Origin of the sequence: Philodulcilactobacillus myokonensis (assembly GCF_027923585.1) — a bacterium.
Classification (GTDB): Bacteria; Bacillota; Bacilli; order Lactobacillales; family Lactobacillaceae; genus Philodulcilactobacillus; species Philodulcilactobacillus myokonensis.
Map to the genome: position 1 here is coordinate 1,095,191 of NZ_BRPL01000002.1, position 19,380 is coordinate 1,114,570.

Sequence of the window (19,380 nt, forward strand, 5' to 3'; positions counted from 1 at the left end):
ATTTACTTATTCATAATGTTTTCGCGAGCTTCACGACTTAAATTATAGAATGAGTGAATTCCTTTGTATTGAGCAACATCGCCAAGTTGGTCTTCAATTCTCATTAATTGATTATACTTAGCAATTCGTTCGCCACGGCTCATGGAACCAGTCTTAATTTGACCAGCGTTTAAGCCAACAACTAAGTCAGCAATGGTTGTATCTTCAGTTTCACCAGAACGGTGTGAAACAACAGCGGTATAACCAGCTTCTTTAGCCATTTCAACAGCCTTAACTGTTTCGGTTACAGTACCGATTTGGTTAAGCTTGATTAAAATAGAGTTAGCAACGCCCATCTTAATTCCCTTAGATAAGAAGTTAGTGTTAGTAACGAATAAATCATCACCAATAATTTGAACCTTTTTACCTAAACGGTCAGTAGCAATCTTCCAATCATCCCATTCGTTTTCATCCAATGGATCTTCGATTGAAATAATTGGGTACTTGTCGACTAATTTGTCTAATAAGTCAACAAATTCTTCGGCTGAATAAGATTTGCCATCACTTAAGTTATACTTCTTAGTCTTAGCATCATAGAATTCAGATGCAGCACAATCAAAGGCAATGCATACATCTTTACCAGGCTTATAGCCGGCTTTCTTAATTGCTTCAACTAAAATTTCAAATGGTTCTGTATTACTGCTTAAATCAGGTGCAAATCCACCTTCATCACCAACAGCAGTAGAGAAGCCACGAGCATTTAAAATACTCTTCAAAGCATGGAATGTTTCAGAACCCATTCTAATTGCACCGTGCATTGATTTAGCACCAACAGGCATAATTAAGAATTCTTGGAAATCAACCTTACCATTATTGGCATGCTTACCACCATTAATAACGTTCATCATTGGTGTAGGCATTAAGTGGCCATAGAAACCACCTAAGTATTGGTATAATGGAAGGCCAACTTCATCAGCAGCTGCACGGGCAGCAGCAATGGAAACACCTAGGATAGCGTTAGCACCTAACTTAGCTTTGTTAGGAGTACCATCTAAATCAATCATTGCCTTATCAATTGCCATTTGGTCAGTAACGTTCATGCCAACGATTTTCTTAGCAATAATATTGTTAACATTGTTAACTGCCTTTAAAACACCTTTACCGCCAAAACGGTTTTTGTCGCCATCACGTAATTCGACAGCTTCGTGTTCACCAGTAGAAGCACCTGAAGGAACGATTCCACGTCCAAATGCACCTGCTTCAGTATATAATTCTACTTCAACAGTAGGATTACCACGTGAGTCTAAGACTTCACGACCATAAATATCGGAAATAAGTGACATTTATATCTCTCCTTAATTAAAGTATACCTTTAGAATCAAGGCCTATTACATTGGTAATAAATACCAAATTTTGGGTAATTAATATTAATTACCATGGTTAATTAAAACCACCATATGAAACAATATCATTCCATATATTATTATTATATCATATCAGTTTTAAAAATTAACAGTGAAATAATTCAAAAATAAAAAGATGAAATTTATATTGGATTATAAATTTCATCTTTAAATGATTAATTAATTTTTATTTATCAGAAATGGCTGCGATACCAGGTAATGTCTTACCTTCTAAGTATTGTAATGAAGCTCCACCGCCGGTTGAAATGTGGGTAAGCTTGTCAGCAACACCTAATTGTTTAACAGCAGAGGTAGAGTCTCCACCACCAACAATGGTAGTAGCATCTTTTAATGTACCTAAGAATTTACCAACAGCTAACGTTCCCTTAGCATAGTTAGGCATTTCAAAGACACCCATTGGTCCATTCCAAACAACTGTTTTAGCGCTCTTTAGAACGTTTTCAAAGGTTTTAATAGAATCAGGACCAATATCTAATGCCATCATACCATCAGGAATATCACCCTTAACGGTCTTATGATCAGCATCATTAGCAAATTTGTCAGCAACTACTGAATCAGTAGGAAGAACAATCTTGTCGCCGCCTTTGTCTAAAATCTTTTTGGCAACGTCAATCTTATCCTTTTCAACTAATGATTTACCGATCTTAATGCCCTTAGCAGCATAGAAAGTATAAGCCATGCCACCGCCGATAATAATCTTATCAACTTTGCTTAATAAGTTATCAATGACGCCAATTTTATCAGAAACCTTGGCACCACCTAAGATAGCTACGAATGGACGGCGTGGATTCTTAACAGCATCACCTAAATATTTAATTTCTTTTTCCATTAAGAAGCCACCTGCAACTGGCTTGCCAGCAGCTTCCATGGCTTTAGAAATACCAACGTTAGATGCGTGGTTACGATGAGCGGTACCAAAGGCATCGTTAACAAAGCAATCACCTAATGAAGCCCAGTATTGGCCTAATTTAGGATCATTACCGGATTCACGTTTAACATTTTTACCATCAACAACATCTTCATAACGAGTATTTTGTACTAATAGTACATCGCCATCTTTCAAGTTATTGATTGCATCTTCTAACTGTTTACCTTCTGTAACTGGAACAAAGGTAACCGGTTGGTTTAATAACTTAGATAAATGAGCAGCAACTGGCTTTAGTGACTTGCCCTTTTTATCTTCTTCAGTCTTAATTCTACCAAGGTGAGCAAAAATAATTGCCTTACCATGGTGTTCAATTACATATTTAATTGTTGGTAAAGCAGCGACCATTCTGTTATCATCGCCAACCTTGCCATCAGCAGTAATTGGTACGTTGAAATCTAGACGCATCAATACTTTTTTATCATTTAAGTCTAAGTCTGAAACGATTGTTTTAGCCATATTGAATCCCCCTCATTGGAATTAATTGAAATAAAAAGGCAGAGAAAGTTTCCCTCCTCCACCTTTTTAGATGAAAATTCACTTAAAATTAGTCAGCTAATTTAGCGAAGTGTAACAATGTACGAACCATGTTACATGTGAAACCAAATTCGTTATCATACCAAGCAATGATACGTACAATTTGTTCGCCATCATCACCAGAGATAACCTTAGTGAATGCAGGTTCGAATAATGAACCGTGAGTATCATCTAAGATATCACTTGAAACGATTTGGTCTTCAGTATAACCGAATGCTTCGTTAGCGTGTTTTTCTAATCCCTTGTTAACGTCTTCGTCAGTAACATGCTTCTTTGGAACGAAGTCTAATTGAGTTACTGAACCATCTGGGGTAGCAACACGTAAAGCATAACCAGTTAACTTACCATTTAAACTAGGAACAACTAAACCAATTGCTTTGGCAGCACCAGAAGTATGTGGAATAGTGTTAGCAGCTGCGGCACGGTTATTTTGAACTTTCTTACTAATAGGACCATCTAATGTAGCTTGAGTAGCGGTGTATGAGTGAGCAGTAACCATGCTACCAACTTTAATACCGAATTCTTTATCAGCCCAGTAAGCCATAGGTGCTAGGCAACTTGTAGTACAAGAACCAGCAGATACGATCTTATCACCACTGTCTAAAGTATCTAAGTTAACATCAGGAACAACGGTCTTAACATCACTACCGGCAGGAGCAGAAACTAATACACGCTTTACACCAGCGTCTAAATGAGCTTGTGCCTTTGCTTTAGAAGTGTAGAAACCAGTACATTCAAGTACAAAATCAACACCATTATTCTTAACCCATGGAATCTTAGAAGCATCTGGTTGTGCATATACAGGGTACTTCTTACCATCGACAACGATAGCATCATCAGTAGAAGTAACCTTACCAGGATATCTACCATGAGTAGTATCATATTTTAATAAATAAGCTAACATTGAAGGTGTAGTTAAATCATTAATAGCAACAACTTCAATATCACTAGAATTTAAAGCCTTGATACGTCTAAATGCTAAACGACCAATACGGCCAAAACCGTTAATACCAATCTTTACAGTCATAGACATTTTCCTCCTTGGAAATAAGATATATTACTCAAAAATGGTACATCATTATATTACCACTATTACCAATTTTTGAAAATAATTACATCCAGCTAATATAGCTTGTCATACAGATGACCTCAACAATCATCTTACAATTATGAGTATATCAACCCCCTTTTTTATTTTCAAACATTTAACTCATATTATTGTTATAATTGTAATGTCTTGAATTCAAATTCCTTTTATAATATAGTTTATTAGTAGATTTATGCATTTATAGTGTAATGGATAGCACATAAGATTCCGGTTCTTAAGATGAGGGTTCGATTCCCTCTAAATGCATTCGATGGTCAAAACTAATTCTTTGACCTTCTTTGACCATTAATATAAAATGTTGATAGTTAAAGATAAATGAAATTGATTGGAGGAAATATAATTATGAATTTAGTTCCTACTGTTGTTGAAAGAACAGCAAATGGTGAACGTGCATATGATATTTATTCCCGTTTATTAAAGGATCGAATCATCATGCTATCAGGTCCGATTGAAGATAATATGGCAAACTCAATTATTGCACAATTACTATTTTTAGACGCTCAGGATTCAGATAAAGATATTTATCTATACATTAATTCACCTGGTGGTGTCATTACATCAGGCATGGCAATTTATGATACAATGAAATTTGTTAAATCTGATGTCCAAACCATCGTTATGGGTATGGCTGCTTCAATGGCCAGTGTATTAGCTTCTTCCGGTACTAAGGGTAAACGATATGCATTACCTCATTCAGAAGTATTAATTCACCAACCTTCAGGTGGTGCTAAGGGTCAACAAACTGAAATTGAAATTGCTGCTGAAGCAATCATGCATGCTAGAAAAATGATCAATAAGATTTTGGCTAAGAATTCCGGTCAACCAATTGAAAGAATTAATCGAGATACCGAACGTGATCATTACCTAACAGCGCAAGAATCAGTTAAATATGGTTTAATTGATCATATTATGACAAACAGAAGCGAACAAAAATAATAAATAAATTTATTTATTAATAAAAAGGTTCCAAATGTTAAAAAGCATTTGGAACCTTTTCTTTTTATTATTTTTCAACGGCATCGGTTTTCATCAATTTTTCAGCATATGAATTAATTTTTCTAAGCCGATGGTTAATCCCAGACTTAGAAATTGACCCACTTGGGATCAATTTACCTAATTCTTTTAAACTCATTTCTTTATGAGCCATTCTAGAAACAGCTACCTCCCTAAGTTTAGGCGGTAATTGATCTAATCCGACAGTATCTGAAATATATTTAATATTATAAATCTGTTTGGTAGACGCATTCGCAACTTTATTCATATTAGCATTCTCACAGTTAACTAAACGATTAACTGAATTTCGCATATCACGCATGATTCTAATATCTTCAAATCTAAGCATTGAATTAGTTGCACCGATTAATTGAAGAAAATCACCTATTTTTTCTGATTCCTTTAAATAAGTGATGTAGCCACTTCTTCGATTTGTTGTTCTAGCATTCAAATGATATCTATTCATCATTTCGGAAATCATCTTATTGTGTTCTTCATATAGTGAATAGATTTCCAGATGATATCTAGATGTCTTAGGGTTATTAACTGATCCACCTGCCAGAAATGCACCCCTCAAATACGATCTAATTTGAGAATCTTTGCTTAATAAATGCGAACCAATTGGAATCCGTTCATTAATCTGATTATCAGCAAATATTCCTAAATCACTTAGGACTACACGTGACTTAGCATCAATTTTAACGATGTATAAATTATTTTTATTTAACTTCATTCTTCTTCTAACAACTAACCGACTTTTAATTTGATAAAAGGTTAGAAGTAGTTGATAAATCCTTCTAGCAATTGCTGGATTTTCCGTTTGAATATTTAACACCATATGATGCATAACAATACTAAGTGACCCGTTCATTCGAATCAATGCTGTTAATTCGGCTTTTGCATTATCACGATGAACTTTTAAAGTTGTTAATTCCTTTTTGACTTCACTAGCATATGACATTAAAAAAACCTTCTTATTTACTATTATTTACAGAATATTCAATAGTTTTTTAACAACCTTATCACCATTATGAAAAGCACCATGATCATGTAAATCCAGGAAATCATCATAAATAAATTTACATCCATGTTTACGTAATTCATCCGGATCCTTAGTAATTTGTTGGTTGTATTCATCCCACTTATTTTGATCAATGTAACCTTTTGGAACTTTTTTATTATTAACAAATACCATGTCAATAAAATGATGTTTTAAATGCTGATTTAATACTTTCACATGATCAGCATCTGAAAAACCATTGGTTTCACCATTTTGAGCCATAATATTACAAATATAAACCACTTGAGCATTAGCATTAATAATCGCTTTTCCTAAGTTGTTTATCATTAATTCAGGTAAAATACTGGTAAATAAGCTCCCGGGTCCTAAAACAATTTGGTCAGCATCATGAATGGCTTTAATAACTGGATCAATTGCCTTCGGTGCTTTACCATTAGTTGTTGTCACCCAAACCCGTTTAATTTGTCCATGGGCATTAGTAATCTCTGATTCACCATCAACCTGACTGCCGTCTTTAAACTTAGCATGGAGGACTAATTTTTGCTCAGTTGCTGGATAAACATGTCCGTCGACCTTCATAATTCTTGATAGTTCTTTGACAGCATTAAAAATGCCCCCATTCATTTCTGAAAGAGCAGCAATAATTAAATTGCCAATTGGATGACCAGCAAAAAATTGATCTTTACTTTTGAATCGATATTGAAACAAATTTAAATTCACTTTAGGTAGATTTGATAATGCATCCATAACATTTCTAATATCACCCGGCGGAACCATATCAATATAGTTTCTCAAAATTCCAGAAGATCCACCATCATCAGCAGTGGTAACGATTGCTGTAATATCAATATTTTTATTTTTTAGACTTTTTAAAATAACTGGTAATCCAGTTCCACCGCCAATCACAACAATTTTAGGCCGTTTGGAACTATTTTTTTTAATCATATTTGCCCTCCTATACTTTTCGACTTTTCTTTCTAATGTCTCGATTAGTAACATGGACAGAATAGTCTGGTTTTAATGATTGATAAAGTCGTTCAGCAATGGCGACCGAACGGTGTTGTCCGCCAGTACAACCAATTGCAATTGTTAAATTTGTTTTTCCTTCTTTTTGATAACCTGGTAAAGTATTTCTCAATAAAGCAAGGAAGTGATGATAAAAATTAGCGGTTTGCTTTTGATTCATAACATAGTCATAAACATCTTGATCTAAACCAGTTTGATTTCGCATGCTTTTAATATAATAGGGATTCGGTAAAAATCTAACATCCATTACAATATCAGCGTCCATTGGCAATCCATACTTAAATCCAAACGACAGAATTTCAATATGGAAAAAGCTATCGCTGCCAGAACTAAAATGACTTAAAAGCCTTTGCCTAAGCTGATTCAATGAAAGGTGCGTTGTATCAATGACAACTTGAGACGATGCTTTTACATTACGAAGTAGCGCCCGCTCTTTTTTAATGCCTGAAAGAAGTCGATGCTGTCTAGATAAGGGATGGGACCTACGACTTTCCTTATAACGGGTAATCAATTCTTCATTTGATGCGTCTAAGAAAATTACTTCAGCGCGGTTTTGATTCGACAAATCATCTAACATTTTTACAATCTGTCGATAAATCACTTTCGATCTTAAATCAATTACTAATGCCACTTTAGTAATATCCCTGGATGAATTAATTAATTTCACAAATTGAGGTAACAAAGATGGTGGCATGTTATCAGTACAAAAGTAACCCAAATCTTCAAAACTTTGGATTGCAATTGTTTTACCAGCACCACTCATCCCAGTAATAATCACTAATTGCCCTTTTAATTTCATTTTATATAGCTTCCTTATTTTAATAACATTTGCATTATAACATACCGGGCGTTTCTTTCATAATCATAAAAAAGAGGATGATTTTATCATCCCCTTTGACTTATTTTTTAGATTCCTTAGTCCGCTTTGTATCACGTTCCAATACCGGTTTTAAGTATTCACCAGTATAACTGTGTGGATCAGAAGCAACTTTTTCGGGAGTACCAGTAACTAAAACAGAACCGCCACCGTCACCACCATCTGGTCCTAAGTCAATAATATGATCAGCGGTTTTAATCACGTCTAAGTTATGTTCGATAATTAAGACGGTATTACCCTTATCAACTAACTGGTGTAGGACAACTAACAAACGCTTAATATCATCCGTGTGTAAACCAATCGTTGGCTCATCCAAAATATATAGATTCTTTCCACGTGATCGTTTATAAAGTTCAGCTGCTAATTTCATTCTCTGAGCTTCACCGCCGGATAAAGTGGTTGCCGATTGTCCCAATTTAACATAACCTAGTCCAACGGCATTAATTGTCTTCAGTTTTCTTGTAATCTTTGGAATGGCACTAAAGAATTTTAATGCTTCGCTGACGGTCATATTCAAAACGTCGGCAATACTCTTACCCTTATATTTAACTTCTAATGTTTCAGCATTATACCTAGTCCCGTGACAAACTTCACATGGAACATAAACATCTGGTAAGAAGTTCATTTCAATCTTCAAAATTCCATCACCGTGGCAAGCTTCACAACGTCCGCCCTTAACATTAAAACTAAATCGGCCCTTGCTATATCCCCTTATTTTAGCTTCATTGGTCTTTGCAAATAGATCCCTGATGTCATCAAAAACATTCGTATAAGTAGCTGGATTACTGCGAGGGGTCCTTCCAATTGGGCTTTGGTCAATATTAATAACTTTGTCGATATTGTTATAACCACTAATTGACTTATATCGACCAGGTTTCTTAGAATTATGGTTTAATTTTTGAGCTAGTGCACGTTGTAAAATATCATCAACCAAAGTTGATTTACCAGAACCAGAAACGCCAGTAACAACATCAAATTCACCTAATGGAAAATCAACATTAACGTTTTTTAAGTTATTTTCGGCAGCACCTTTAATTGAAATTTTCTTACCATTTCCCTTACGACGCTTTAGGGGAACAGGAATAAATTTTTTACCCGATAAATACTCACCAGTAATGGATTTTTTATTCCTAGCTACCTGTTTAGGAGTTCCAGTAGCCATAATTTTACCACCACGAACGCCGGCACCAGGACCAACATCAACAATGTAATCAGACGCTCTCATCGTTCGTTCATCATGTTCAACAACAACTAGTGTGTTGCCTAAATCACGCATTTTTTTCAATGAATTAATTAATCTAGCATCATCACGTTGGTGTAATCCAATTGAAGGTTCATCTAAGACGTACAAAACTCCAGAAAGATTGGAACCAATCTGAGTTGCTAAACGAATTCTTTGTGATTCTCCACCAGATAAAGTTCCGGCAGAACGGGACAAGTTCAAATAACCTAAACCAACGTTCTGTAAGAAAGTTAAACGATCCCTAATTTCCTTCAAAATTGGTTTAGCAACCACGGTATCCTGTTCACCAAAATGCAAATCTTTGAAGAAATTCAATTCCTTCGCAATATTTAAATTAGAAATCTCACCAATATGTTTACCATTAATTTTAACGCAAAGTGCCCTTCGGTTAAGACGATATCCATGACAGGTCTGACATGTTAACTCATTCATGTATTTACGCATTTGTTCTCTGGTAAAACTACTATTTGTATTTCGATAGCGGCGATTAATGTTATTAATCACCCCTTCAAATTTAATATCAGCATCCCGAACATGTCCAAAATGACTCTTAAAGTGAATATGGAATGTCTTATCGCCATTTCCATATAGCAAAATATGTTTCTGACGCTTAGATAAACGAGAATATGGGGTATTCATATTAATTTTGAATTTCTTACAAGCTTGTTTTAATAACGTTGGATAATATTCGGAACTAATTGGTTTCCATGGATCTAGAGCACCTTGATTTAAAGTTTTACTTTTATCTGGAACCACTAAATCAGCATCCACATCCAATTTAATTCCCAATCCATCACAATCGGGGCAAGCTCCCAATGGTGAATTAAATGAAAATAAATTAGGTTCTAACTTGCCAACACTGAATCCACAAATTGGACAGGAGTAATGTTCAGAAAAGACCATTGGTTTTCGTTTGCCAAGAAAATCAATCGTAGCATAACCACCACTCAAATGGAGAGCAGATTCTAATGAATCAGACAAGCGAGCATTGATTCCTTTTTTCATGATAATTCGGTCAACAATTACATCAATATCATGGTATTGATTTTTATTTAAATCAATTTTTTCGTCAACATCGTGCTGTTCCCCGTCAATTTGAATTCTGACGTATCCTTCACGCTTAATTCGATTCAAAACGGCCTTATGTTGCCCTTTTTTATGTCTAACAACCGGTGAAAAAATTTGCATTCTAGTTCGATCCGGCAATTTTTTAATCCGACCAATCATTTGATCAACCGACTGACTAGTAATTTTAGTCCCATCATTAGGGCAAAATGGCGTTCCAACACGAGCCCACAACAACCGAAAGTAATCATTAATCTCGGTAACCGTTCCAACCGTTGAACGTGGATTTTTAGATGTTGTTTTTTGATCAATTGAAATGGCAGGACTCAAGCCATCAATTGAATCAACATCTGGTTTATCCATTTGACCTAAGAATTGCCTAGCATATGAAGACAAACTCTCAACATATCTTCTCTGCCCTTCTGCATAGAGGGTATCAAATGCTAATGAGCTTTTACCGGATCCTGATAATCCAGTCATAACAGTTAGTTTATTCTTGGGAATCGTAACGTTAACATCTTTTAAATTATGTTCTCTTGCACCGCGGATAATAATTTTATTATTTTGCAAATCAACATCCCCACTTTAATTCATCTTAATTATGATTCATATGATGCTTTTTAGGATTACCCTTTTGCTTACCTTCTAATTCAAAGATAACATCCCTTAGATTAGCGGCTTGTTCAAAGTCCATTGCCTTGGAAGCATCCTTCATTTCATCCTTTAATCGATCAAGCATGTCATTTTGATCATCCTGACTCATCTTTTCAAAGTCAGCCTCTACAAAATGATTATCTTTATTATTCTTTTTATCTTCTTTATCTTTATATCCACTAGCGTGAATCAATGGTCGAATTGGCTTCTTAATTGTCGTTGGTGTAACGTTATGCTTATGGTTAAATTGAATTTGAAGCTTTCGACGACGCTTAGTTTGATCAATTGCTTCATGCATTGATTTAGTAATTGTATCAGCATACATAATAACAGAACCATGTGAATTTCTGGATGCACGGCCAATCGTTTGAATCAATGATCTAGTATTTCTCAAGAAACCTTCTTTATCGGCATCTAAGATTGCAACTAGTGAAACTTCTGGAACATCAATTCCTTCACGCAACAAGTTGATTCCAACTAAAACATCAAACTTACCCAAGCGTAAATCGTGGATAATTCTAGTTCTTTCCAGTGTTTTAATTCCACTATGAAGATATCTAACTTTAATTCCTAAATCTTTCAAATAGTCAGTTAAATCTTCAGCCATTTTTTTAGTCAAAACAGTGATGAAAGTTCGCTCATGATGTTTAACACGCTTATTAATTTCACCAACTAAATCATCCATTTGGCCCATACTAGGTCTAACATCAATCGTTGGATCCAATAAACCAGTTGGTCGAATAATTTGTTCAACAACTCCATCATTGTGAGCTTCTTCATACGGACCAGGAGTTGCAGACATATAAACAACTTGATTAATGTGTTTTTCAAATTCATTCAATTTTAATGGACGGTTATCTAATGCACTTGGCAATCTAAAACCATAATCAATCAACTGCTTTTTTCTGGCTTTATCACCATTGAACATCCCGCCAATTTGTGGAATCGTTTGATGCGATTCATCGATTACCATTAAGAAATCCTTCGGGAAGAAATCTAAAAGTGTATACGGTGGTTCGCCTGGTTTTCTACCATCCATGTACCTAGAATAATTTTCAATTCCATTGGTATAACCCATTTCACGCATCATTTCAATATCATAAGTTGTTCTTTGCTTTAGTCGTTGAGCCTCTAATAACTTACCCTTTGAATGCAAGTGTTTAACCTGTTGTTTCAGTTCTTGACCGATGCCCTTTAAGGCATGTGACATTACATCAGTAGTGGTTAAGAAATGAGTTGCTGGGAAAATAGCAATACTATCATGGTCTGAAATGATCTCGCCAGTTAAAGTATTGACTTCCTTAATTTGATCAATTTCATCACCAAAAAATTCAATCCGGTATGAATCTTGTCCCATGGAAGATGGAAATACTTCAACAATATCACCACGGACTCTAAAATTACCACGTTGAAAATTAATATCATTACGTTCAAACTGTAAATCAACTAATTGTCTTAATAAATCATTCCGGTTAATTTCTTGGCCAACTTTTAAAGAAATAATATGGTCAAAGTATTCTTTCGGACTTCCTAACCCAAAGATAGCTGAAACGGAAGCAACAACAATCGTGTCATTACGAGTTAACAAAGAAGTGGTCGCAGCATGACGCAATTTATCAATTTCATCATTAATTGATGCATCTTTTTCAATGTAAGTATCACTAGATGGAACGTATGCTTCCGGTTGGTAATAGTCATAATAACTAACAAAATATTCAACCTTATTATGTGGAAAAAGTTTCTTAAATTCACTGTATAATTGACCAGCCAAAGTCTTGTTATGTGATAAAACCAAAACTGGTTTATTCACATTCTTGATCACATTCGATATTGTGAATGTTTTACCAGTTCCAGTAGCACCCCAAAGAATTTGAGCCTTCTTACCATCTTTAACCCCCTGGGTTAATTTGCGAATAGCATTCGGTTGATCACCCGTTGGTTGGTACTTAGAAACCAGATCATATTTATGACTTGTATCGCGACGAATCAATAAACAAGCCTCCTTTTTTAAACTTATTTTTTCGAATCAGATTTACTTATATGCTAACACATCTACTTTTATTTCAAGAATAAAAAAGAGCCCAAAATAATTTTTGGCTCTTTTAAAATATCGCTTATATTTTTATTTTAAGGTTTGAAGATAACTGAATGCGTTTTGACCTGCAATTCCACCGTCACCAGTGGAAGTAACAATTTGTCTCAATTGTTTTTCTCTAACATCACCGGCAGCAAAAATACCAGGAATCTTAGTTTCCATCTGATCATTGGCCTTAATCCAACCCTTTTCATCGGTAATTGATAAATCTTTAAACTGTTCAGTCATTGGAAGGTTTCCGACATAAATAAAGACACCACTAGCGTCAATCACATGTTCTTGATTAGTTTTATTATTCAAAACTTTAACGCCAGTTACCTTCATTTGATCGCCAAGAATTTCTTTTACATTTGAATTCCAAACAAATTTAATTTTATCATTCTTAAAAGCTTGTTCCTGTAAAATTTTCTGTGCTCTTAATTGATCACGACGGTGAATCACAATTACTTCTGAAGCTAATTGTGATAGGTAGATACTTTCTTGGATAGCAGAATCACCGCCACCAACTACGACAACCCGCTTGTTCTTAAAGAATGCACCATCACAAACAGCACAGTACGATACTCCACGACCACTGTATTCTTTTTCGCCAGGAACACCCAGTTCTTTATTCTTTGAACCAGTTGCAATAATGATTGCACCGGTTTCAAAATCACCATTATCAGTGTGAACAATCTTAATTTTACCATTATTATCAACTGATTGGACGGTGCCATATGCATATTCTGCATCAAATTTAGTTGCGCTCTTGTACATTTTTTTGGATAAATCAGGACCTAAAATTGATTCAAAACCAGGGTAGTTTTCAATTGCAGAAGTATTGTTCATCTGGCCACCATAAACACCACGATCAAGTAATAAGACTGATAAGTCAGCTCTTGAAGCATAAAGTGCACTGGTCATACCAGCAGGTCCGGCACCAATAACAATTAAATCGTATTTTTTCATTAGAAACACCTCTTTTATTCATATCCTAAACAACTAGGTCAAATAGTACTATCAAAAAGTAAGTTTGTCTAATATTTAGAACTATTTTTTACGATCTTCTTCAGATAATTTTGCTCCTAATTGTTCGATATATTTTCTCAAACGAACTTTAACTTCAGGGTGTTGTAATCCAAAACGAATATTAGTCTTTAACCAATCAAATTTATTACCAGTATCAAAACGATCACCAGTAAATTCGTGAGCGTAAACTTTTTGGGTTTTATTTAATGTGTTAATGGCGTCAGTTAATTGGATTTCATTTCCTTTACCCGGTTTAGTATGTTTTAAAACATCAAAAATTTCGGGAGTTAATAAATATCGGCCAATAATTGCTAAATTACTGGGGGCATCTTCTGGATTTGGTTTTTCAACGAAACTTGTAACGTCATATAATCCCTTTTTAATTTCCTTAGAAGGATTAATCACACCATATTTAGAAGTATCTTCATGGGGAACTCTTAAAACTGCTAAAGTTGATGCACCAGTTTGTTCATAACTATTAATTAATTGTTTAGTTAACGGAACTTTAGCTTTCATTAAATCATCACCAAGCATAACGACAAATGGATCATTACCAATAAAACTTCTTGCAGTATAAACGGCATCCCCTAAACCACGTGGATGGCTTTGGCGAATGAAATAAATGTTCATATCGTTAGTAGCTTCAACGGCTTTTAACATCTTCATCTTATGCTTACGTTCTAAATTCATTTCTAGTTCTGGATTAGAATCAAAATGATCTTCAATGGCACGTTTACCCTTGCCAATAACAATAATAATGTCTTTAATGCCAGAAGCCTTTGCTTCTTGAACGATCAATTGAATTGTTGGTGTATCAACAATTGGTAGCATTTCCTTTGGCATTGCTTTTGTTTCTGGTAAAAATCTTGTTCCCAAACCGGCTGCAGGAATAACAGCTTTTGTAATCTTCTTCATTTTTTACACTCCTAATAATATTAATAATTTTAATTATCTAATTCAGATTTTCTATCACGCAACATTAGTTGAGAAATAGCATCTTTAATACCTATTTTACCATATAATACATAGTAAATTGCAGTGGTGATTGGCATCTCAACACCACGTTTTTTAGCTAAACGATAAGCAACCTTAGTGGTATCGATTCCTTCAATTACCATCCCAATATTTTTAACAACTTGATCTAATGACTTGCCTTGACCTAATTGGTAGCCAGCCTGCCAATTTCTGGAATCATGACTAGTTGCAGTGACAATAATATCACCAACACCAGATAAACCGGTAAATGTTAATGGATTAGCACCGAATGTTGTTCCCAAACGTGAAATTTCAGCTAATCCACGAACCATTAATGCTGCCTTGGCATTATCACCATAACCTAATCCTGATAAAGCGCCAGCACCCAATGCAATGATATTTTTCAAAGCAGCACCAATTTCAACACCGATCATATCTGTATTAGTATAAACTCTAAAATAATGATTCATAAATAATTTCTGTGCGTGGGTAGCCGCATTAATATCATCACTTGCTGCCGTTACTAACGTAATATCTTTTCTAGCAACATCTTCAGCTTGACTAGGCCCAGAAATAACCGAAATTGACTTTCGATGATCAATATGAATTTCTTCAGCTAATACTTGTGAAAGAAGTTCACTAGTAGTGGTTTCAAGTCCCTTACTAACGTGGATAATATTTGGTTTTAATTTTAGTTGTTCCAATCTATTTTCAACTTTTTTGGCAACTAAACGGATTGATTGTGCGGGAACAGCAAAAACGATACTATCAGCATTTTGAATGGCATCGGTTAAATTTGAAGTTGCAACTAATGTTTTTGAATATTTAAAATTAGGTAAATATTTATTATTAGTATGGGCTTGATTAAGTTGCTCCACTTGTGATTGATTTCTAGACCAGATGGTGACATGATTACCATTTTGATCCAATAAATTAGCAACAATACTGCCCCATGATCCAGCACCAAGAACCGTTACTCTTTCAGACATATTTGCACTCCCTGTTCACTATTTATGATTAATAATACCATGGTAGTTTAGTGTAATGGTATCTTCGATAAACAATTGCTAAAATTGAAGCAATAAATAAAATGACGGATAAAAACTGTGAAACTCTAATATCACCAAACATCATTAAACTGTCGGTTCGCATTCCTTCGGTAAAAAAGCGGCCAAAAGAATACCACATTACATATGTAAAGAATACTTCCCCTTCTTTATAGAAATGAGGCAAATGCCTCAAAGACATTAACAAAATAAATCCTAATAGATCCCACATTGATTCATATAAAAAGGTCGGTTGACGGTACACACCCATAATATTCATTTGATTAATAATAAATGTTGGCAAATGAAGGTGCTGTAAAAAAGCAAGGCTGGTTGCCTGACCAAATGCTTCTTGGTTCATAAAATTACCCCATCTACCAATTGCTTGACCCATAATTACAGTTGGCGAAATCACATCTAACATCAGCCAAAACGAAATTAAATGGTAACGACAAAACAAATAAACCACAATTCCGGCCCCAATTAATGAACCGTAAATTGCAATTCCACCGTCCCAAATTTGAACAATTTGATCAAGATTATTGCGATAATAGCCCCATTGAAAAATAACATAATATGCTCTGGCAGAAATAATTGCCACCGGAAGAGCATATAAAACCATGTTATAAATATCATCGGATTTAATTCCGTGTAAAGCACCTTCTTTAACGGATAAATAAATTGCAATCATCACGGCACTCGCGATAAAAATTCCATACCAATGAACTTTAATGGATCCTAAGTTAAAAGCAATTGGATTTAACGCTAATTCTTTAAAAATAATAGATTCATCCCTTCAAATGTGGATTTTTTTGAATTGCTTTTTTATTATTTCTTAAAATTTGTTTCTGCTTACTTGTATTATAACTGGCATCTTTTGAATTAGCTTGGATTAATTTCTGTAAATTATTATTAAATGTTGCTGTGACATCATAACCCATTTTTCTAGTTCGATAGTTCATTGCAGCTGATTCAATTAAAACCGCTAAATTACGGCCAGTTTTGACTGGGATTGTATTTTGATCAACCTTAACATCGAATATTTTTTTATAAACATTGCCATTTCCTAAACGATCATAAGGAGCATCTTTAGACCAGTTTACAAGATGAATAATTAAATCAACTTTTGTCTTACCCCTAACGGCACCGGCACCAAATAAATTCATAACATCAATGATGCCAATCCCTCTAATTTCAAGTAAATTTCTTAAAATTTGGGGAGCTTGGCCAATTAGTGTATGTTCATCCTGTTGATAAACTTCAACCCGATCGTCAGCAATTAACCGGTGCCCACGCTTAATCAATTCAAGTGCAGTTTCACTCTTTCCAATTCCAGAATCACCGGTAATTAAGACCCCCAATCCATAAATATCAACTAAGACACCATGGATTGATTTCCGTTCTGCTAATTTTCCTTCCAAGTAATTAGTCATATTACTCAAAATTCTAGAAGTCGTTAATTCTGATCCTAATACTGGAATCTTTTCAGTTTTTACCGCCCGAATTAATTCCTTAGGTGGCCTCAATTTAGTTGAAATAACAAACGCCGGCGTTTCAGGTTGGCACATATGCTCCATCACATGAAAAAGTTGCCCATTAGCCATGCCCTTAGCATACGATGTTTCGGTAATACCCAATAATTGAATTCGGTTAGCTGGATAATAATTAAAATAGCCGGTAAGTTCTAACCCAGGTCTCGAAATATCACTTGTCGTAATCAAACGATCAAGATATTCTTTTCCATAATAAACATTTAAGTTAGTATTCTTAACTAATTCAGCCACACTTACACTATGATTTGTCAAAAAGTTGCCCTCCTTTTTATTTTCTAATTATATCAGAATTTGATCTAATGATTGGGATCATCTTCCTCATGAACATCATGTAAAATCTTTCTTCCGCCGTTTGTTGAATCATCATCATTAAAATGATGGGTAGTTCCATTTTCGCTTGGCATAATAATTGCCATTAATAAGTAAATAACAATGCCAAATCCAAATGCGGTTGCAATCGTAAAAATAGTATAAATAATACGAATCAACCATAGATAATTAGTATTTAAATGATAATATTTAGCAAAGCCACCTAGCACACCAAAAATTAATTTGTATTCTGGGTCGGATGCTTTTCTTAATTTACGTTCAAATTCCATACGATCAAATACCTTCTTATTTTAAAGTTCACTTAAATTATACAAAAAAAGTGCCATAAAACAAGCACTTCGTAATTAATTATGGTGATTTTCAAAAATAACAATGCCTAATTCATGGGGTGAATTATTATAAATTGCCGTACTGGTAAGTTTAATCCGATTATTACGGTCTAATACCCTCAAATGACAATAAGTAGGATGTTTTAATAATGCTTCATAAAATGAATTTTCATTGTTAACTTTTAGATGATTAACATCCAAAATAACATCCCCAATTTCAATATTCATCTTAGATGCTGGTGAATGTGGCTTAATTCCAACAATCCGCACCCCATTGATCACTTCCGAATAAATACTATTGCCAGGATGATTATTGTGCATCGTATTTAAAATCATAATCCAGTATACCAAGCCAATCAAAATTAACGAATAAATGGTAACAATTGGATAAAAACAACTAATGATTGCTAAAACGACACTAAAAAAACACAATTTTAAGATTCGTTTACTTAAGGCTTTCATTTCATGTTTTGGAACATCATTAAAAATTGTCAGCTTCAATCCAACAATGACGGGTAAAAACATGAAGCTAAATGTATGACCATTAAAATTAAGGATCGGCCAGAAAGGAATCACTAGATGAACCCAAGTTCCAGGAATTAACGTGAACATTGGAATAATAGATAATTCTTTAAAGGGATACCCGGCAATTCTTACGTTTCGCCGATTTCGATAAATTTTAGGGGTATTATAATTTCCACCGGTAAAATTAAAGAACATCCAAGTGGCAAATAAAAGTAGGGCAACAAAAAATAAAGCATTGGCTTCATTTGATAATCGCCAGTTCATATTAAATGGTAAATTAATCTTCGTTGTTAGATTTAAATTTAAATGAAATAAAATAAATCCAATTAACGTTCCGATTGAAATTGTGATTGGAAAAACATTCCACGGAATGATAACCAAACTAACCAACAGAATGATTTCATATCCAATTACCCAGCTTAACGGAAGGGTTAATCCAATTACAGCAGATATAATTGATAAGATCATTCCTAAAATAATAAAATTAATTACTAAATTTTTTAACTCATAGTGGTGGCTAAAAATAGCCGTCCGGAATTGATTTCTGTTTTGCTTAATTCGATTTTTAGAATTTAGAAAAGTCCGAATAATACCGATCCATAAAACTGGTTGCAGAAAAATAAAGCCAAAAGCCGTTAATAATTTCATCATTAATAATAACCTCGAT

Annotated in this window: 16 protein-coding genes and 1 tRNA gene; 2 read left to right on the forward strand and 15 right to left on the reverse strand. The window is 34.4% G+C overall.

Going from position 1 to position 19,380, the window contains the following annotated elements; all coding sequences use genetic code 11:
- Positions 1–2: 2 nt before the first annotated feature.
- The 3 genes from eno to gap form a co-directional block, all read right to left on the reverse strand.
- Positions 3–1,322 (reverse strand): phosphopyruvate hydratase, encoded by a 1,320-nt coding sequence (gene eno, locus WR164_RS05785; protein ID WP_286136588.1) that lies wholly within the window; start codon positions 1,320–1,322, stop codon positions 3–5.
- Positions 1,323–1,569: 247 nt separating this feature from the next.
- Complete coding sequence (locus tag WR164_RS05790; protein WP_286136589.1) at positions 1,570–2,787, reverse strand: phosphoglycerate kinase; 1,218 nt, start codon at positions 2,785–2,787, stop codon at positions 1,570–1,572.
- 88 nt (positions 2,788–2,875) lie between these two features.
- A complete protein-coding gene (gap, locus tag WR164_RS05795; RefSeq protein ID WP_286136590.1) occupies positions 2,876–3,892 on the reverse strand; it encodes a type I glyceraldehyde-3-phosphate dehydrogenase in 1,017 nt (338 codons plus the stop codon).
- A 255-nt stretch (positions 3,893–4,147) separates the two neighbouring features.
- Here gap and WR164_RS05800 point away from each other — a divergent pair.
- Positions 4,148–4,219, forward strand: a tRNA-Arg gene (locus WR164_RS05800).
- A 96-nt stretch (positions 4,220–4,315) separates the two neighbouring features.
- The gene (locus tag WR164_RS05805) at positions 4,316–4,909 is read left to right on the forward strand and encodes an ATP-dependent Clp protease proteolytic subunit (protein ID WP_286136591.1); all 594 of its coding nucleotides are present in this window, start codon (positions 4,316–4,318) and stop codon (positions 4,907–4,909) included.
- A gap of 67 nt (positions 4,910–4,976) precedes the next feature.
- Here WR164_RS05805 and whiA read toward each other — a convergent pair whose 3' ends face one another.
- The 12 genes from whiA to WR164_RS05865 form a co-directional block, all read right to left on the reverse strand.
- Entirely contained in the window at positions 4,977–5,927 is a 951-nt protein-coding gene (gene whiA, locus WR164_RS05810) for a DNA-binding protein WhiA (RefSeq protein WP_286136592.1), read from the reverse strand.
- Positions 5,928–5,954: 27 nt separating this feature from the next.
- Positions 5,955–6,932: a gluconeogenesis morphogenetic factor MgfK gene (gene mgfK, locus WR164_RS05815; RefSeq protein WP_373876901.1), complete on the reverse strand. Its 978-nt coding sequence runs from the start codon at positions 6,930–6,932 to the stop codon at positions 5,955–5,957.
- Positions 6,933–6,942: 10 nt separating this feature from the next.
- A complete protein-coding gene (rapZ, locus tag WR164_RS05820; RefSeq protein ID WP_286136593.1) occupies positions 6,943–7,812 on the reverse strand; it encodes an RNase adapter RapZ in 870 nt (289 codons plus the stop codon).
- Positions 7,813–7,912: 100 nt separating this feature from the next.
- Complete coding sequence (gene uvrA / locus WR164_RS05825; RefSeq protein ID WP_286136594.1) at positions 7,913–10,768, reverse strand: excinuclease ABC subunit UvrA; 2,856 nt, start codon at positions 10,766–10,768, stop codon at positions 7,913–7,915.
- A gap of 25 nt (positions 10,769–10,793) precedes the next feature.
- Positions 10,794–12,842, reverse strand: a complete 2,049-nt coding sequence (uvrB, locus tag WR164_RS05830; RefSeq protein WP_286136595.1) for an excinuclease ABC subunit UvrB — start codon at positions 12,840–12,842, stop codon at positions 10,794–10,796.
- 132 nt (positions 12,843–12,974) lie between these two features.
- Positions 12,975–13,895, reverse strand: coding sequence for a thioredoxin-disulfide reductase (trxB, locus tag WR164_RS05835; RefSeq protein WP_286136596.1), 921 nt, complete (start codon positions 13,893–13,895; stop codon positions 12,975–12,977).
- 81 nt (positions 13,896–13,976) lie between these two features.
- The gene (galU, locus tag WR164_RS05840; RefSeq protein ID WP_286136597.1) at positions 13,977–14,870 is read right to left on the reverse strand and encodes a UTP--glucose-1-phosphate uridylyltransferase GalU; all 894 of its coding nucleotides are present in this window, start codon (positions 14,868–14,870) and stop codon (positions 13,977–13,979) included.
- Positions 14,871–14,899: 29 nt separating this feature from the next.
- On the reverse strand, positions 14,900–15,919 hold the full coding sequence (locus tag WR164_RS05845; RefSeq protein WP_286136598.1) for an NAD(P)H-dependent glycerol-3-phosphate dehydrogenase: 1,020 nt from the start codon (positions 15,917–15,919) through the stop codon (positions 14,900–14,902).
- A 28-nt stretch (positions 15,920–15,947) separates the two neighbouring features.
- A complete protein-coding gene (lgt, locus tag WR164_RS05850; protein ID WP_286136914.1) occupies positions 15,948–16,757 on the reverse strand; it encodes a prolipoprotein diacylglyceryl transferase in 810 nt (269 codons plus the stop codon).
- Between the two features lie 7 nt (positions 16,758–16,764).
- Positions 16,765–17,781 carry an HPr(Ser) kinase/phosphatase gene (hprK, locus tag WR164_RS05855; protein ID WP_286136599.1) on the reverse strand — a complete coding sequence of 339 codons (1,017 nt, stop codon included), beginning with the start codon at positions 17,779–17,781 and terminating at the stop codon, positions 16,765–16,767.
- Positions 17,782–17,825: 44 nt separating this feature from the next.
- Positions 17,826–18,128, reverse strand: a complete 303-nt coding sequence (locus tag WR164_RS05860; protein WP_286136600.1) for a PspC domain-containing protein — start codon at positions 18,126–18,128, stop codon at positions 17,826–17,828.
- A gap of 75 nt (positions 18,129–18,203) precedes the next feature.
- Positions 18,204–19,364: a PDZ domain-containing protein gene (locus tag WR164_RS05865; protein ID WP_286136601.1), complete on the reverse strand. Its 1,161-nt coding sequence runs from the start codon at positions 19,362–19,364 to the stop codon at positions 18,204–18,206.
- Between the last annotated feature and the right edge of the window lie 16 nt (positions 19,365–19,380).

Excerpts from the sequence above, each read along its gene's own strand:
- trxB (WP_286136596.1), bottom strand. The coding sequence starts at position 13,895 with ATGAAAAAATACGATTTAATTGTTATTGGTGCCGGACCTGCTGGTATG.
- eno (WP_286136588.1), bottom strand. The coding sequence starts at position 1,322 with ATGTCACTTATTTCCGATATTTATGGTCGTGAAGTCTTAGACTCACGT.
- whiA (WP_286136592.1), bottom strand. The coding sequence starts at position 5,927 with ATGTCATATGCTAGTGAAGTCAAAAAGGAATTAACAACTTTAAAAGTT.
- WR164_RS05865 (WP_286136601.1), bottom strand. The coding sequence starts at position 19,364 with ATGATGAAATTATTAACGGCTTTTGGCTTTATTTTTCTGCAACCAGTT.
- WR164_RS05860 (WP_286136600.1), bottom strand. The coding sequence starts at position 18,128 with ATGGAATTTGAACGTAAATTAAGAAAAGCATCCGACCCAGAATACAAA.
- WR164_RS05845 (WP_286136598.1), bottom strand. The coding sequence starts at position 15,919 with ATGTCTGAAAGAGTAACGGTTCTTGGTGCTGGATCATGGGGCAGTATT.
- mgfK (WP_373876901.1), bottom strand. The coding sequence starts at position 6,932 with ATGATTAAAAAAAATAGTTCCAAACGGCCTAAAATTGTTGTGATTGGC.
- WR164_RS05805 (WP_286136591.1), top strand. The coding sequence starts at position 4,316 with ATGAATTTAGTTCCTACTGTTGTTGAAAGAACAGCAAATGGTGAACGT.
- WR164_RS05790 (WP_286136589.1), bottom strand. The coding sequence starts at position 2,787 with ATGGCTAAAACAATCGTTTCAGACTTAGACTTAAATGATAAAAAAGTA.
- rapZ (WP_286136593.1), bottom strand. The coding sequence starts at position 7,812 with ATGAAATTAAAAGGGCAATTAGTGATTATTACTGGGATGAGTGGTGCT.
- gap (WP_286136590.1), bottom strand. The coding sequence starts at position 3,892 with ATGACTGTAAAGATTGGTATTAACGGTTTTGGCCGTATTGGTCGTTTA.
- galU (WP_286136597.1), bottom strand. The coding sequence starts at position 14,870 with ATGAAGAAGATTACAAAAGCTGTTATTCCTGCAGCCGGTTTGGGAACA.